The sequence below is a fragment of the Vibrio sp. 10N.286.51.C3 genome, from assembly GCF_003050065.1.
In the GTDB taxonomy this organism is placed as follows: Bacteria; Pseudomonadota; Gammaproteobacteria; order Enterobacterales; family Vibrionaceae; genus Vibrio; species Vibrio crassostreae.
On sequence record NZ_PIGC01000002.1, the window covers coordinates 311,273 to 326,974 of the forward strand.

Consider the following 15,702-nt stretch of genomic DNA (forward strand, 5'->3'; position numbering starts at 1 on the left):
CGTGATGAACGCTGCGGCTTTTTTGATACTTAGACATTCGTTTTGAAACAGGGCGACTCGCTTTTGATGCACTGCTATTCGCTACTTATCTGGATTCTCGACTTTTTCCGTCTGTTCAGAAGGCGGTAATAAACTAATAAGCTCACACTCCGTTGATATGAGTTTTTCCAACTCAGATCCTTGTGTAATTAAACGGAAATCACCGCCAGTAATCACCCCAAGAGGAATGGCTTTAGGGTACAGCGCGTTAAACTCGTTTAAATCAAATGCCTCGGTCAAACCTGTACTTTTAATTTGGCTACCCTGAGCCATCAACGAGTTAAGCTTGGAATAGGTAACTCCTTCCGAAAACAAGCTTCTGTTGCCATCGCGGTTCACCTGATGCCTTTCATGTTTATTCTCTGATGACTCAAGCTCAAACACCTTATTTTCACCAAACTCGTCTTGATAGTGCATGCTAACTAATGGGTTGGTTTGACGATAAGGCGAGACGATCATCGCACGCCCTACTCCATCCAATTCCAGATTATTTTCAGCGTGACTCGAAGCTGGGTTACCAAAGTAGACATTCAAGTTATCCATGCGTGCTAAGCGAATGCTTTCCCAGTTGGTATCGGCAAGCACACTATTGATGTTGTGTGTCGCCAATACTTTGGCAAACTGGCGTGAAAACTGAGTCGCACCAAAGAAGATAACGCCTTGTGCCTTCTCTTGAGTCACACCTAGCCTTCTTGCCCACCAACTCGCGGTGAGGCTTTGAATCACAACTGTACCGATGATGATCAAGAACACCATTGGTACCAGCAGGTCTGCGCCTTCTATTAATTGTTTTTCTTGAAGCTTGATTGCAAACAGAGAAGAAACCGCGGCTGCAACGATCCCGCGCGGCGCCATCCAGCTCAAAAACCATTTATCCGCAGAGGTAAGATCCGTGCCGATCCCGCTGATCCACACACTTAACGGGCGAGCCACCAGCATAACCACCGCTAATAAACCAATACCGCCCCAACCTATCGAGAGGAAGGTTCCTGAATCGAGTCTACTCGCTAACAGAATAAACAACGCTGAAATGAGTAATACGGTCAGGGTTTCTTTGAATTCGATGATGTCTTCGATATCCAAGCCTTTCACGTTGGCAAGCCAGATCCCCATGATGGTCACGGTTAATAAACCCGATTCTTCACTCAAGTCATTCGAGAAAGAGAACGCAGCGAGCATTAGCGTCAATACAGCCACATTACGTAAATAGTGCGGTACCCAATGCCCTTGCAGCATCTTGGCAATCAAATAGCCACCGATGATCCCTAAACCTAAACCAATGGTTAAGGTTAGTCCCAGAGCTGAAAGTACATGTCCTGTAGGGTCGGCCGAAGAGACGATGTATTCATAAACCAGAACAGCAAACAGAGCGCCAATGGGATCAATCACTATACCCTCCCATCGCAAGATACTGCCTAGAGAAGATTTAGGCTGAATACTGCGAAGCATGGGTACGATCACCGTTGGGCCAGTTACCACGACTAATGCACCAAACAATGCGGCTAACGGCCAACTAAAGTCCACAAAGTAGTAAGCACCCACCACGATACAGGCCCAGGTAATCAACATACCGAAACTCACGAGGTGAGTCACCATCCGGCCATGGCCTCTGATTTCTTTAAAATTTAGGGTTAATGCCCCTTCAAACAGGATGATGGCAACCCCTAATGAAATCATAGGAAACAACACATCACCAAAAATGGCATCGGGATTTAAGATATTCAAGCCAGGACCTAACAATAGGCCGACGATAAGGAGAGGAAGAATCGCGGGAAGACGTAAACGCCAACCGAGCAGCTGACAAGCTAAAGACAAGAGTCCAATTAACGCCAAAGAAGAAGTAATCGACAAATCCATTTGTGCCCCTAAAAGGTTTGCACCACACCCTGTGGTACAAACTATTCAATGAAATAAGAAAGCCTACGTTCTTACACTATAGGCTCTCTTTTTCACGCTAACCGAATATTATTGTGATTAATCAGTCACTTTACTATAGGGAGAGTAAAGTCATGATCAGTTAGCTACAGAGAAAGTACAACACCAGCAATCGCTGCACTCATCAAGTTAGCAAACACACCCGCACAAATTGCTTTGAAGCCATATTGTGAGATGAAAGAGCGACGCTCTGGAACTAAGCTACCCAAACCACCGATCAAAATTGCCATGGTAGAGATGTTAGCAAAGCCACATAGAGCAAAAGTTACGATCGCTTGAGAGTGCTCACTCAGTGCCTCTTTAGCATCCATTAGTTGGATGAAAGCCACGAACTCGTTCACGACAATCTTGTTACCGATCAATGAACCTGCAACCACAGCCTCAGACCACGGTACACCGATTAGCCATGCAACGGGTGCAAACACATAACCTAGGATAAGTTCGAAGCTTAGGTTTACGCCAAACCAGCCACCAACAATACCTAGCAAGCCATTCAGCATTGCAATCACACTGATAAAGGCAAGAAGTGTTGCACCCACTGCAACGGCAATACGAAGTCCAGACATAGCCCCATCTGCCATTGCCTCAACTACGTTTGTTGCTCGTGGAATTTCTACATCAGACTCAATATTTTCTTGAGCGTCATCTGGGCTGCCAGGTACTAAGATTTTAGCCATCAGTAGACCGGCTGGTGCAGACATGAATGCCGCAGCGATCAGGAAGTTTAAGTCAACGCCAAGAGATGCATAACCCACTAACGTACCACCAGCTACAGAAGCCAAACCACACACCATCACAGCAAACAGTTGTGAATCCGTCATGTGCTTTAGGTAAGGTTTAACCACCAATGGCGCTTCAATCATGCCGACAAAGATATTGGCAGTCGCAGACAGTGATTCTGCACGACCTGTACCCAAGAACTTCTGTAGCGCACCACCAATAAGGTTGATCACCTTTGGCATAAAGCCAATGTGGTACAAACCTGAAATCAATGCAGAGAAAAAGATAATGATGCCAAGAACATTAATCGCGAAAACAAATCCGTTATTCGTTAGGCCACCAAATAGAAAGTTAATCCCCTCTTGACCGTAGTTGATCAAGCTAGATACCGCACCTGTGGCTGCATTCAACGCTTCTTTACCCATTGGTACATACAGAACCAACAGCGCGAATGAGATTTGTAATAAGAAAGCCAAAGAGACTGTTCTTAGTGGAATATTTTTTCTGTCCGTAGATAGTAACCAAGCGGCAACTAAAATAGTGATAATTCCAAGTAGGGAAGCCATGTGCGTCAACCTAAAAGTTATAGATAGGAAAGGCGACGCATTCTATAGAGGAAATCGTTTGCGGCAAGCTGAGGTTGTTAACGTGATGTTGGGGTAATCACGATTTAACTATGAGTATAATTAAGTTATTGAATTTTAATAATTAACTTTGATTAAAAAGCGTACTTTTTCCATATGGAAATTATATTTATAGATTAGGAAACAGTTAACGATGCAGTTCAACACAAGTTTTGAGGTTTTTGTCCCAATACGTCGGCGACCCTATATGATCTTTAATGAACTCAATCACCGCTGAAAGCTTCTTCGGCATGTTCTTTCTGCTTGGGTAAACAGCATAGAATGGCATCAGCTGACTGGCTCTCCACTCTGGTAATACTTGAATCAACTTGCCCGTTCTAAACTCTTCTTTGACTAAGTAGGTTGCTAAGTAAGCCACGCCCCACCCTGATACGGCTGCGTCTCGAACTGCCTCAGCCAAATCAACTGAGTAATCACCCGCGACTTTGACACTGAGGTTTTCTTGTCCGTTATCAAACGCCCACGATGTGTAATCTCGCTCTCGGCTGCGATAGATAAGGCAATTGTGGTCAATCAGATCAGAAGGCACATGCGGCGTCCCGGCCTTAATCAGGTAATCGGGTGATGCAGCCACCACAAACTGGCTGTCGGCTAATCGCTGCGCAATGTAACCTTCAGGCAAGTCTTCATTGTTGGTGATCCAGAGATCCAAGCGCTCTTCAATCATATCCACCTTATAATCGAACAAGTGGACCTCGATTCTCAGCTGTGGGTAAAGCTGTCTGAGTTGGTCGATCGCGGGAATGATATGCAGCGTGCCAAATGACTGCGACAAACCGACGCGCAGTATTCCAGAGATATCATCGCGCTGGCTGTCCATATCCATCTGAGCTGATTTCACCGTGTTAAACAGCTGCTCACAGTGTTGATAGAACACGTCTCCCGCTTCGGTAAGCGTGAGGCTTCGTGTCGTCCTTTGCACCAGCTTGATTCCTATCGAGTCTTCAAGCAAAGCGACTTGCTTGCTGATATGAGACACTGAAACATTTAAGCTTTTTGCAGCACTGGTAAAACCTTCGTGCTTGATCAGCGCATGGAATATCACCATCTGTGCAGCTCTATCTGTTAGCACAAGACCACCTTCTTAACTCTCTGAAATATAAAATCAAAAAGGACTCCGAAGAGTCCTTTAGTTCGTTCTGCCTATGGTAGGCCAAATGCTATCAAAGCAAGCTATGCCAATTAATCAAACTTAATTCTGTCGGCTAGGTGGCTTACTGCCAAAGCAAAGTAGTAAGAACGATTCCACTTCATTAACACATTGTAGTTGTTATAAATGAGGTACGAACGTCCGGTTTCATCATCCGGCATGATTAACCAAGCTTTAATGTCTTCATCAAGTGTTGGCAGTGGGCGATCGTCATAACGCTTAATACCGAGTTCAGACCACTCTTTTAAGTATTTCGCTTTGTCTTCAGTTCGACCTTGTAAATCGATCGACACAGATGACGGAACATGAACCTGACGACCCCAAGTATATTTGTCATCCCATCCTGATTGGCTGAGATAATTTGCCGCTGAAGCAAATACGTCTTCTTCAGTGCCCCAAATGTCTTTCTTACCGTCGCCATTACCATCAGCCGCATATGCTAAGAATGAGCTTGGCATAAATTGAGGCTGACCCATTGCGCCCGCCCAAGAGCCTTTCATCTCTTTTGGTGCAATATGGCCTTGATCAAGAATCTTCAACGCCGCCATCGCTTCGCTGCGGAAAAACGCTTCTCTGCGTCCTTCGTAAGCCATGGTCGTTAGCGCATCGATAACACTGTAGTTACCAGTGAACTTACCAAAGTTACTCTCAACACCCCATAGCGCGACAATGAATCTTGGTTGAACACCATATTCATCACCAATACGCTTTAGCGCTGTGTAATGCTTCTTATAAAGTGATCTGGCTTGCTTCACTTTCCAATCAGGCACTGCTCGTGGAATGTATTCATCCAGAGTCAGTTTTTTCTCAGGTTGATTCTTGTCGGCTTTCACCGCTCTTGGCTTAAACGTTACACCATCAAAGGCTTCATCAATGATCGTTTCAGAGATGCCTTCTTCACGGCCTTGTTGCTTTAGTTTTTCTACATATTGTTCGAAGCTCAATTCTTCAGCGTGCACTGAGCTAATGGTCAAGCTATTACCCAATAGTAATGCCGACACAGCCAATATGGTTTTCGAAAATTTACTCAACAATCACTCCTCCTTGAATTGAGGTGGCTATCACTCTTCGTCTTGAGATTTCTGTTGAGCTTTACGCTCTTTATGAAGCTCAAGTTCGTTAACTGGTGGTGGCGGAACCTGCAAAAAGAAACCATCGGTATTCAGTGATTCTTTCACTTTTTCGATGTTCACTTGAGCCAGTTTACGGCCATCCATTTTAATTACCATTACAAAACTAGGTTTACCAAACATTTGCATCAATGCGTCAGGAACTTGTGAAAAATCATCCTTCTTAGGGATATAAAGGTATGTTCCTTCTTTCTTTGAGCTTTTATATATAGAACACAGCATGACAAACCTTTTTAATTGATTATGACTACAAAACTCTCACTTGCGAGATCAATAGTTTATGTTAGGGAAATATTGGGAACAAAACGTCCATTTGACAACAAGATTACTTGCTGTGCTTGGTTTGGGAATATAACATGATAAACCTAGTTTCAGGCAATGCCCTTTATTTTATTGATAAAGAAATTGTACCAATTCGCTATTGAGGTCCTGTAGTTTTTCGATGTCTAGTAACCCAGATCTAAAAGGTAGCAGCTTTACGCTATCTGTTTTGCACTTATCCGATGATCAAGTCGAAAATGCAGTGTCTTTTCTTCAAGAGAAGGTAGACCAAGCACCCACGTTTTTCGCTGCCGCACCTGTTGTTATCAACATCAGCAAAGTCGTTGGTGATATCGATTTTGTGCAACTGAAAAATGGTATATCTCAAGCGGGCATGATCCCGGTTGGCGTGGCTGGCTGTTCTGATAAGCGTATGCAAAATCTAGCGAAAGAAGCGGGCTTTGCAGTCATGACGGCAAGTAAATCTCCATCGCAAGCACCGGCTAAGATGGCGCCGATTAAGGTGGTTCGAACCCCAATTCGTTCTGGTCAGCAGGTTTATGCCAAAGATGGCGATCTATTGATCCTTAGCCATGTGAGTGCGGGTGCAGAAGTGATTGCCGATGGCAGCATCCATATACATGGCACATTACGCGGCCGCGCGATTGCAGGTGCAAGAGGTCAAACTGAAGCAAAAATAATTTGTAATGATTTACAAGCCGAGCTGGTTTCCATTGCGGGAAATTACTGGCTCAGCGATCAAATTGAAAGCGAGTACTGGCAGAAGAAAACTATGTTCAGTATGGCAAACGATGTATTACACGTTGACGTCCTCGCAATATAAGAGAAATAAAAGGAAAAAATAATGGCACGCATTATCGTTGTAACGTCAGGTAAAGGCGGGGTAGGCAAAACGACCTCTAGTGCAGCTATTGCCTCAGGTCTGGCTTTAAAAGGGAAGAAAACCGCAGTTATCGACTTTGATATCGGTCTGCGTAACCTAGATTTAATCATGGGTTGTGAGCGTCGTGTCGTTTACGATTTCGTTAACGTTATCAATGGTGAAGCTACGCTGAACCAAGCGATGATCAAAGACAAGCGCACAGAGAACCTGTTCATTCTTCCTGCTTCTCAAACTCGTGATAAAGATGCACTAACCAAAGACGGTGTTCGTCGCGTATTTGATGAGCTAGATGAAATGGGCTTTGATTTCATCATCTGTGATTCTCCTGCGGGTATCGAACAAGGCGCTCTAATGGCGTTGTACTTTGCTGATGAAGCGATTGTAACGACTAACCCTGAAGTCTCTTCTGTACGCGACTCAGACCGTATTCTAGGTATTCTTGACTCTAAATCTCGTCGTTCAGAAGACGGCTTAGAGCCAGTGAAAACACACCTTCTACTGACTCGCTACAACCCAGCACGCGTAACTCAAGGTGAGATGCTAAGTGTTGAAGACGTTGAAGAGATCCTACACATCTCTCTACTGGGCGTGATTCCAGAGAGCCAAGCGGTACTGAATGCATCGAACAAGGGTGTTCCAGTTATCTTTGACGAAGCAACCGACGCAGGTATGGCTTACAATGATACTGTAGAGCGACTACTAGGTAGCCAAGTGGACTTCCGTTTCTTAACGGAACAGAAGAAAGGCATCTTCAAAAGACTGTTCGGGGGCTAATACGCAATGTCATTACTAGAGTTTTTCAGACCACAGAAAAAGACGACCGCAAACCTAGCCAAAGAGCGTTTGCAGATCATTGTTGCTGAGCGCCGCAGTCATGACGACCCTGCTCCATCGTACTTACCGCAACTGAAAGAAGACATCTTGAAGTGTATTGCAAAGTACGTTGAGGTCGATCCATCAATGGTTGATCTGACGTTCGAACACAAAGATGACGACATCTCAGTATTAGAGCTGAATGTTAAGCTACCAGAAGACGATAAGTGATCTTCGTTATCTTGTAAGTAGTCAGCAGATTAAATAAAAAAGAGAGCCTAGGCTCTCTTTTTTGTGTCTGCATTTTATATCTGTAACTGGCTAACTCTTAGAACAAGAACAGGCTACTTAATCGCTTTATTCAGCTTTTCGCCAACCAGATCTAAACGCCAGCCTTGCATAACATCAGGCAGTTTTTCTGGGTTACGATCGTGCTTCCACACCCAGCTTAACACTTGGTTAAGTTGCTTCTTAGATGCTAAGAATTCCGTAGCCAAACCGCTGTGCTGTGATGCTGTTTTCACTTCATCTTTCAGCACTTTGAAAAGTTGCTTGTAGCCAGGGAAGTCCATTAAACGTTCTACTGGTGCTGGGTACTCTTCTTCAGGCGTGTGTTCCGCCAACTTAACGATTGAGCTGATCTTCGCACCATGGCGGCGTACAGAGCGGTAATCAAAACCTTCTTGCTCCATGTGCTTAGGATCTTTCATCGCGAAACGAGCCACAGCCCATAGATCTTGTTCTTTGAAGACAAAGTTCAGCGCTAAATCGCGCTTGATTGCTTCTTTTAGACGCCAAGTTGCTAGAGGTCGTAAGATCGCTAGCTGCTTAGGTTTAAGCTGCCATGCCCCTTTAATATCAAGGTAGGCAGAATCTGGGTTTACTTTACGGATGCGCTTGGCAACTTGTAAATCAGACTCTTGTTGCGCCGCTTCCCACCAGCCAGCTTCCATCACTTTTTCAAGAAGCTTGTTGTACATTGGCATTAGGTAATGCACGTCTGCCGCTGCGTAGTCCAATTGCTTTTGAGAAAGCGGACGCGCTAGCCAGTCAGTGCGAGATTCACTCTTATCGAGATCGACACCGACAAACTCTGAAACCAGAGCAGCAAAGCCCGTTGATAAACCATGACCTAAGAAAGCTGCCATGATCTGGGTATCAACCATTGGTGTTGGTGTGCAGCCAAATGCGTTTTGGAACACTTCCAAATCTTCACCACAAGCATGCAGCACTTTCAGAACAGAGGCGTCTTTCAACAATCCAACAAATGGTGTCATTTCACCAAGAGCAATAGGGTCAATCAGTGACAGCGTTTCACCATCAAATAACTGAATCAAGCCTAATTGAGGGTAATAGGTTCTTGTACGAACAAACTCCGTATCAAGCATAACGACATCGGCTTCACGTGCTTGTTGGCAAACTCGCTCAAGGTCTTTCAATTGGGTAATGATTTGATAATCCACAAAAACTCTCACTGGTTTCTATTTGATCGCCGGATACAAAAATGCCGACATTAACTGTCGGCATTCTAACACCATTTTTCAGCGCTCGCTTAGATTAAGCGCCTCAATGGTTATGGTGCAGTACTTTCGCGTAAACGGGCTAATTATTCGCTAGCGCGTTTAGCCAATTCTGCATCGTTTTCTTCACGCAGTACGCGGCGTAAGATCTTACCTACGTTAGTCTTTGGAAGATCATCTCTGAACTCGACTAATTTAGGGATCTTGTAACCCGTTAGGTGCTCACGACAGTGCGCGATAATGTCTTCTTTGGTTAGGCTAGGGTCACGCTTAACAACGTAGATCTTAACCAGCTCACCAGACACTTCATGAGGCTGGCCGATAGCTGCTACTTCTAACACTTTGCCATGCAGAGCCACTACGTCTTCAATCTCGTTCGGGTAAACGTTGAATCCAGACACAAGAATCATATCTTTCTTACGGTCTACGATGTACAACAAGCCTTCGTCATCAAACTTAACGATGTCACCTGTAGATAGCCAACCGTCTTGATCGATCACTTCTTTAGTCGCTTCAGGGCGCTGCCAGTAACCTTGCATCACTTGAGGGCCACGAACCTGCAACTCACCCACTTGGTCATTGCCTACTACTTTCCCTTCATCATCAACAATACGAACTTCTGTCGATGGTACAGGTAGGCCGATTGCACCTGTGTAGTCTTTTAGATCGTATGGGTTACCCGTTACCAGTGGTGAACACTCGGTTAACCCATAGCCTTCCAATAGGTGAACACCTGTTGCTTTCTTCCATTGCTCAGCAACAGCGCGTTGAACCGCCATGCCGCCGCCAACAGATAAACGCATGTTACTGAAATCCAATTCATGGAAATCTTCGTTATTTACCAACGCATTGAACAGGGTATTTACGCCAGTAATCGCGGTAAACGGAACCTTTTGTAGTTCTTTAATGAAACCTGGAATATCACGAGGGTTAGTAATTAGAAGGTTACGACCACCCATCTCAACAAACAGTAAGCAGTTCACAGTCAGTGCAAATACGTGGTAAAGCGGCAGTGCTGTTACAACCAACTCGCGGCCTTCTTGCAGAACAGGACCGTAAGCCCCTTTCGCTTGAAGTACGTTCGCAATCATATTGCGGTGCGTTAGGATTGCGCCCTTAGCTACACCCGTTGTACCACCCGTGTACTGTAGGAATGCAATGTCATCACCCGCCATAAACGGCTTCACATACTGAAGACGGCGACCTTTGTGCAGTGCTTTTCTGAATGAGATAGCACCCGGCAGGTCATACTTAGGCACCATGCCTTTTACGTACTTCACTACGAAATCGACAATTGTACCTTTCGCGCGTGGCAGCATTTGCCCTAGGCTAGTTAGAACTACGTGTTTAACCGGCGTGTTATCAACCACTTTCTCTAGCGTGCTCGCAAAGTTAGATACGATAACAATCGCCTTTGCACCAGAATCGTTCAGTTGATGTTCAAGCTCACGAGGTGTGTACAGTGGGTTGACATTCACTGCAATCATACCGGCACGCAATACACCAAACAGTGCAATTGGGTATTGCAGTAGGTTTGGCATCATTAGCGCGACGCGATCGCCCTTCTTCAGTTTCAAGTCATTCTGCAGGTAAGCGGCAAAAGCACGGCTGCGCTCTTCTAGCTTACGGAATGTCATAATCGAGCCCATGTTCTCGAATGCAGGTTGGTCTGCGTACTTCTGTACCGACTGTTCAAACATTTCTACAAGAGATGGGTACTGATCTGGGTTGATCGTTTCTGGTACGTCACTTGGATAACGTGAAAGCCAAGGTTTATCCACGATGTTACTCCTCGTTTATCAGCTGACGACTGCTTCGCCGCTTTTTATCATTGCGGTATTACAGCACAGCTTTAGTGCATGAGCACTAAAAGGCTCAAACACTTGTTTAAATTTTGTTAACTACACCAAGAATTAGCTCTGAAACTAGCTCTGGGCTCTCTAAATGACAATGATGTCCGCCAGGAACAGTCTCTATATGCAGAGGACTATGCACTGATTTGTAGCGATTATGCTGCAAATGTCGGAATCCACCATTCCCTAGGATTATTAATTGAGGGCATTCAATAGCCGCCATAATCGCTTCAGCGTGCGCCTGTGACATTCGATATAACGAGTCACATTTTAGATTAGGGTCGCATCGCCATTGCCAAGAGTTCTCGAACTCGACAATACCTCGCTCAACAATAGGAGCGATTAATTCAGCATTAATTTGGTTGGCGTGAGCTCTCAGCTTAATAGCATCCTCAAGGCTTGCCAAAGGACGTGAAGGCTTTCTTCGCTGTCGAAGACGACTGAGTACCCCATCCCTCAAGCGAGAGACTGTTTCGTGGGGAGCTTCAGAAAGAGGTCCGTGACCTTCAATTTGAATTAATCCTGACACCTTTTCAGGAAAGGCGGCACTATAGCAACTTGCTATCAATGCACCAAGTGAATGTCCTACCAGTACCAGTCTGTTTGGCGATAATTTAGTCACCAACTGATGCAAGTCATCAATATAATCATGAAATGGGTAATAACTTCCCGATTTATGCGACGAGAAGCCGTGTCCGAAGAGATCGATAGCAACAAGGTGAGCATTGGGCGCAAACTTAGCGACTTGCTGTATAACCTGATTAAAGCTGGACGAATTATCCAACCACCCATGAATAAAAACGACCGTCGTTGCGGTCGTTTGTGGGTTGCCTATCTGTTGTGTGGCAAGCGTCCCGCTCGCAAGGGAGTATGACTTTTCAATCATTGATTTTAAGTTGTCCCTGTCGTTAAGTGTGTCGGGGTAAGGTTCGACTATTCCACATCTTGAATCACACGCCCTGACTTAGGCATGGTTTGAAAACTGCGACAATGCAAACTGCGGCAAGAGTAATAGTTCGGCGAAAAATCGTTGATAACCACTCGCTCAGTGATCTGCCATAAACGTTGATTGTAGACATTCATGACTGGGAAGGTGTAAGGGTAATCACCAATGGTGCCATCTTCAGTGCCATTTGATGTGCCAACTAAAGTGACTAAGCGGCCTTCAGCAAAGCTCAATGGTTCAACGTAGCCATCAATGTAACCAACAAAACGTCCTTTTGGCTCGGCGTCAATATCTGGCTTACCATTGCTTGAAATAGGTAAATTAACCACTTCAACTCGAGTCTTATCTTTCAAGTTGGTTACTTTAGCAATCACGCCACCCAAGCGAACGTCACCCGCATCAGGCACTGTGTTAACCCACTCTTGGTAATCGGTGACCACTTGTTCAGAGTTTGCATTAAGTTCTTGAGGTAGCGAGGAGCACCCCATCACCATCGAAGAGAAAGCGATAAGGAAGAATAAGCGAGATTTAGAAATGAGAGAAAACATAATGCTGGTCCTTAGAACAGGATAAATAAAAGCACAAAGCTAGATGTAAATATCGACTCCAATAAGCTTCGCAAGTTCCTCTTTTTTAGCTTGATTCATCACATCCATATACTCTTCCATCGCACGTCGACCACGCCCTTCTGGAAGATCATACTGAACCTGAGCTTTGTGAATCTCAGATTCTTTGACTTGGCGAATGGAATGCGAGACAGCATTCGCGACCTTAGTTGGCTGACCAACTGAGGTTTTTGCATCGCCTTTTTTTACCTCATTCTTTTTATTGGTTCGATTGGTTTTGGATGTATTGCCTATCGAAGAAGGAGGTAAGCCGTTTATTGAAACCATGCTTAAGAAATTTTGTACCTAATTTAATGACTTTGTGTCTGGCTTTAAAGCGGCTCCGCAAAGTAAATGCAGAGCCAAAATAATATGTATTTACTCGCGGCCAGGCAGTTTTTTCCAAGTCACTTTATCACGAAGATAAACAGGCTCAGACTCTTCTGCTGCAACCGCCTTGCCTTCTGCATAAGCGAATTGAGCAAGGAAAGCCATATCTTGAGCTTCTGGGAATAGCACTTCACATGCTTTGGTGTTGATCGCTAGAGTATCCATATGTTCTGCGTACGCTTCCCAACCTGTACCGACTTTTGCCCATGTTTCAGAGTCCGCTTCAAGCTGCGCTGCCAACTCACTCGGTGGTGTAACACACTCTGCATCAACCGCAGTCCAACGACCATCTTCTTCACGGCTGTAGCGAGCCCAGTACACTTCACTCATACGCGCATCAATCGCTGTCGCAACATGAGTTTCACCAAATTTACGGTAGCTGCCTTGCGCCATCGCAGCCAGTGTAGAGACACCGATCATCGGTAAATCCGCACCAAAAGCCAAGCCTTGAGCAATACCAATACCAATACGTACACCCGTGAAACTGCCTGGACCTTGGCCAAACGCGATAGCATCAATATCGGTTAAAGCGACATTCGCTTCTTTCAGTACTTCATCAACCATAGGTAGAATTTTTTTTGTATGGTCTCGAGGAGCCTCTTCGCTACGTGCGAACACCTGGTCACCCATTACTAATGCAACTGAACAGTTTTCAGTTGCGGTATCTACTGCAAGAATTTTCGCGCTCATTTGTGTCTCAAATATCTGTTATCTAATCTAAAAATAATGGCTAAGCTCAACAATGCCAATTACTCAGCAGCGATTGAATGGTCTTTAGCTAAGAATTCTTTAATGACCCCTAAATCACGGGTACGTGGGATAGGCGGTAAACTCGCCAAAAATATGCCACCGTAATCGCGAGTCACCAATCGGTTATCGCAAATAATCAAAGCGCCATTATCGCGCTTGTCACGTATCAATCGGCCTACACCTTGTTTCAAGGTAATCACGGCGTCTGGCAACTGTACCTGTGCAAAAGGATCACCCCCTTTTAACTTACAGTCCTCGATTCGAGCCTTAAGTAAAGGGTCATCAGGGGCGGTAAAGGGCAATTTATCGATGATAACACAGCTTAATGCGTCGCCCCTAACATCTATCCCTTCCCAGAAAGCACCTGTAGCTACGAGCAATGCGTTACCTAATTCCATGAACTCGGCTAAGGTTTTTTGCTTGCTTGTCTCACCTTGTAGTAGGACTGGTACAGTGAGGGTTTCTCGGAATCGCTCACCCAACTCTTTCATCATGCTGTGTGAAGTACACAAGAAAAAACAGCGGCCTTGGTTTTGCTCAATCACCGGAGTCAGCATTCGAACTAACTTATCCGCCAAACCCGGACTATTGGGTTCTGGAAGATAACGAGGCACACATAAACGTGCCTGATTCGGATAATCAAATGGACTCGGCAGTGAAAACTGAGCCGACGGCTTTAAGCCAAGTCGAGAGGTAAAGTGATCGAAATCATCTGACACCGCCAAGGTTGCTGAGGTAAATACCCAAGCGCCCGGTTTAAGTTCGATTTGCTCATGGAATTTATCCGCAACCGACAGTGGTGTGATGTGCAAAGCGAATTGCCTTGGTGTTGTGTCATACCAATAGGAGTAACCCGTAATCGACACATCGCACACACGTTCAATGCGTGACTTAATCATGTTCGCACGTTCAAAAGCGGTGTCTAACAGTTGGCTTCGACCCAATGCTAGCTTCAATACATCGACGGCCAGTTGCAACGCATCTTGTAGACGAACAAGTTCTCGTGCAATTGACTCAGACTTTAGTGCTTCACGCCAGTTACCACGAAAGCCGGTATCGCCCAACACAATGCGTAGGTCGGCAGCTGACTGAACAAGCCTGTCCCCCACCTTTTGTAACTGACGCATGTCTTTCGCTTCGGTTCGGTAGGCGATCTCGATGTCTTTAGCGAGCTCATTAATCTGTCGGCTCGACACGGACTGACCAAAGTATTGGCTGGCAATATCGGGAAGCTGATGGGCTTCATCGAAGATAAACACGTCTGCTTCTGGGATTAGCTCACCGAACCCGGTTTCTTTAATCGCTAAGTCCGCTAAGAATAGGTGATGGTTTACAACAACCACATCCGAATCCATCGCTTTTTTACGCGCCTTAAGCACAAAGCAATCGGTGTAGCTTGGGCACTCTTTACCTAAGCAGTTGTCGTTAGTGGAAGTAATCGTAGGAATGATTGGGCTGTCTTCAGCGATATCATCACAATCGCCTAAATCCCCCGTTTGAGTGGATGACGACCAACTACGAACTTTGACTAACTGAGCCAGCAGTGTTGGATCGGTATGAGCACCATGACTCTCGATCATTTGACGGCTGAGTCTGTCCAAACACAAATAGTTTGAACGCCCTTTAAGTAACGCAACCTGACCATAAAAGCCAAGCGCATCGACCATCAATGGTAAATCTCGGTGAAACAGCTGTTCTTGAAGGTTTTTAGACCCCGTACTAATGATGGTTTTCTTGCCACTAAGCAGCGCTGGCACTAAGTAAGCAAAGGTCTTACCGGTACCCGTTCCCGCTTCAACAACTAATTGGCTCTGTTGCTCAATAGCTTGTGAAACCGCTTCAGCCATGTCTAGCTGAGCTTGTCGTGGCTGAAACCCGGGGATCGCTTTACCCAGAGCACCATCAGCAGAAAACGTTTTAGATATCATAGAGTACGAAGTTTAGAAAAATAGAAGACGAATTATGGCAGGTTTAGTGAGCCGGCGCGAATCAAGAATGACTTCGCACCGGAGGTGTTTGGTTTAGTTTGACGTGACTTGAGT

General features: G+C 45.2%; 15 protein-coding genes. 3 read left to right on the forward strand and 12 right to left on the reverse strand.

Translation table 11 applies throughout. The features are described 5' to 3' along the window. Positions 1-81: 81 nt before the first annotated feature. The 5 genes from CWO27_RS03110 to CWO27_RS03130 form a co-directional block, all read right to left on the reverse strand. Positions 82-1,896 carry a cation:proton antiporter gene (locus CWO27_RS03110; protein ID WP_107898530.1) on the reverse strand — a complete coding sequence of 605 codons (1,815 nt, stop codon included), beginning with the start codon at positions 1,894-1,896 and terminating at the stop codon, positions 82-84. Positions 1,897-2,060: 164 nt separating this feature from the next. Then, a complete protein-coding gene (locus tag CWO27_RS03115) occupies positions 2,061-3,260 on the reverse strand; it encodes a NupC/NupG family nucleoside CNT transporter (protein WP_019826134.1) in 1,200 nt (399 codons plus the stop codon). Between the two features lie 205 nt (positions 3,261-3,465). Next, positions 3,466-4,386, reverse strand: a complete 921-nt coding sequence (locus CWO27_RS03120; RefSeq protein WP_080967320.1) for a LysR family transcriptional regulator — start codon at positions 4,384-4,386, stop codon at positions 3,466-3,468. A gap of 134 nt (positions 4,387-4,520) precedes the next feature. Next, positions 4,521-5,519, reverse strand: coding sequence for a lytic murein transglycosylase (locus CWO27_RS03125; RefSeq protein ID WP_102433616.1), 999 nt, complete (start codon positions 5,517-5,519; stop codon positions 4,521-4,523). 30 nt (positions 5,520-5,549) lie between these two features. Further along, positions 5,550-5,840 carry a YcgL domain-containing protein gene (locus CWO27_RS03130; protein WP_017062372.1) on the reverse strand — a complete coding sequence of 97 codons (291 nt, stop codon included), beginning with the start codon at positions 5,838-5,840 and terminating at the stop codon, positions 5,550-5,552. A gap of 220 nt (positions 5,841-6,060) precedes the next feature. Here CWO27_RS03130 and minC point away from each other — a divergent pair, with 220 nt between their 5' ends. From minC to minE, 3 genes are read left to right on the forward strand one after another with little or no spacing between them, the layout of a single operon-like run. After that, positions 6,061-6,723, forward strand: coding sequence for a septum site-determining protein MinC (minC, locus tag CWO27_RS03135; protein ID WP_107898531.1), 663 nt, complete (start codon positions 6,061-6,063; stop codon positions 6,721-6,723). Between the two features lie 21 nt (positions 6,724-6,744). Further along, positions 6,745-7,557, forward strand: a complete 813-nt coding sequence (gene minD, locus CWO27_RS03140; protein WP_009848498.1) for a septum site-determining protein MinD — start codon at positions 6,745-6,747, stop codon at positions 7,555-7,557. 6 nt (positions 7,558-7,563) lie between these two features. Continuing rightward, entirely contained in the window at positions 7,564-7,827 is a 264-nt protein-coding gene (gene minE, locus CWO27_RS03145; protein WP_004737949.1) for a cell division topological specificity factor MinE, read from the forward strand. Positions 7,828-7,940: 113 nt separating this feature from the next. Here the strand turns inward: minE and rnd are convergent, their stop codons facing one another. From rnd to CWO27_RS03180, 7 genes are all read right to left on the reverse strand, one after another. Next, positions 7,941-9,059, reverse strand: coding sequence for a ribonuclease D (gene rnd, locus CWO27_RS03150; protein ID WP_048660835.1), 1,119 nt, complete (start codon positions 9,057-9,059; stop codon positions 7,941-7,943). 143 nt (positions 9,060-9,202) lie between these two features. Then, positions 9,203-10,897 (reverse strand): long-chain-fatty-acid--CoA ligase FadD, encoded by a 1,695-nt coding sequence (fadD, locus tag CWO27_RS03155; protein ID WP_048660836.1) that lies wholly within the window; start codon positions 10,895-10,897, stop codon positions 9,203-9,205. A 106-nt stretch (positions 10,898-11,003) separates the two neighbouring features. Next, positions 11,004-11,855 (reverse strand): alpha/beta fold hydrolase, encoded by an 852-nt coding sequence (locus CWO27_RS03160; RefSeq protein ID WP_048664622.1) that lies wholly within the window; start codon positions 11,853-11,855, stop codon positions 11,004-11,006. Between the two features lie 47 nt (positions 11,856-11,902). Beyond that, a complete protein-coding gene (locus CWO27_RS03165; protein ID WP_048664623.1) occupies positions 11,903-12,463 on the reverse strand; it encodes a Slp family lipoprotein in 561 nt (186 codons plus the stop codon). A 39-nt stretch (positions 12,464-12,502) separates the two neighbouring features. Then, positions 12,503-12,808: a hypothetical protein gene (locus CWO27_RS03170; RefSeq protein WP_017074520.1), complete on the reverse strand. Its 306-nt coding sequence runs from the start codon at positions 12,806-12,808 to the stop codon at positions 12,503-12,505. Between the two features lie 90 nt (positions 12,809-12,898). Beyond that, positions 12,899-13,600: a tRNA (adenosine(37)-N6)-threonylcarbamoyltransferase complex dimerization subunit type 1 TsaB gene (gene tsaB, locus CWO27_RS03175; protein ID WP_048664625.1), complete on the reverse strand. Its 702-nt coding sequence runs from the start codon at positions 13,598-13,600 to the stop codon at positions 12,899-12,901. Positions 13,601-13,659: 59 nt separating this feature from the next. Beyond that, on the reverse strand, positions 13,660-15,588 hold the full coding sequence (locus CWO27_RS03180; RefSeq protein ID WP_048660840.1) for an ATP-dependent DNA helicase: 1,929 nt from the start codon (positions 15,586-15,588) through the stop codon (positions 13,660-13,662). Positions 15,589-15,702: the final 114 nt, after the last annotated feature.

Excerpts from the sequence above, each read along its gene's own strand:
- CWO27_RS03110 (WP_107898530.1), bottom strand. The coding sequence starts at position 1,896 with ATGGATTTGTCGATTACTTCTTCTTTGGCGTTAATTGGACTCTTGTCT.
- minE (WP_004737949.1), top strand. The coding sequence starts at position 7,564 with ATGTCATTACTAGAGTTTTTCAGACCACAGAAAAAGACGACCGCAAAC.
- CWO27_RS03130 (WP_017062372.1), bottom strand. The coding sequence starts at position 5,840 with ATGCTGTGTTCTATATATAAAAGCTCAAAGAAAGAAGGAACATACCTT.
- tsaB (WP_048664625.1), bottom strand. The coding sequence starts at position 13,600 with ATGAGCGCGAAAATTCTTGCAGTAGATACCGCAACTGAAAACTGTTCA.
- CWO27_RS03115 (WP_019826134.1), bottom strand. The coding sequence starts at position 3,260 with ATGGCTTCCCTACTTGGAATTATCACTATTTTAGTTGCCGCTTGGTTA.
- CWO27_RS03165 (WP_048664623.1), bottom strand. The coding sequence starts at position 12,463 with ATGTTTTCTCTCATTTCTAAATCTCGCTTATTCTTCCTTATCGCTTTC.
- CWO27_RS03160 (WP_048664622.1), bottom strand. The coding sequence starts at position 11,855 with ATGATTGAAAAGTCATACTCCCTTGCGAGCGGGACGCTTGCCACACAA.
- minC (WP_107898531.1), top strand. The coding sequence starts at position 6,061 with ATGTCTAGTAACCCAGATCTAAAAGGTAGCAGCTTTACGCTATCTGTT.
- minD (WP_009848498.1), top strand. The coding sequence starts at position 6,745 with ATGGCACGCATTATCGTTGTAACGTCAGGTAAAGGCGGGGTAGGCAAA.
- CWO27_RS03180 (WP_048660840.1), bottom strand. The coding sequence starts at position 15,588 with ATGATATCTAAAACGTTTTCTGCTGATGGTGCTCTGGGTAAAGCGATC.
- CWO27_RS03170 (WP_017074520.1), bottom strand. The coding sequence starts at position 12,808 with ATGGTTTCAATAAACGGCTTACCTCCTTCTTCGATAGGCAATACATCC.
- CWO27_RS03120 (WP_080967320.1), bottom strand. The coding sequence starts at position 4,386 with ATGGTGATATTCCATGCGCTGATCAAGCACGAAGGTTTTACCAGTGCT.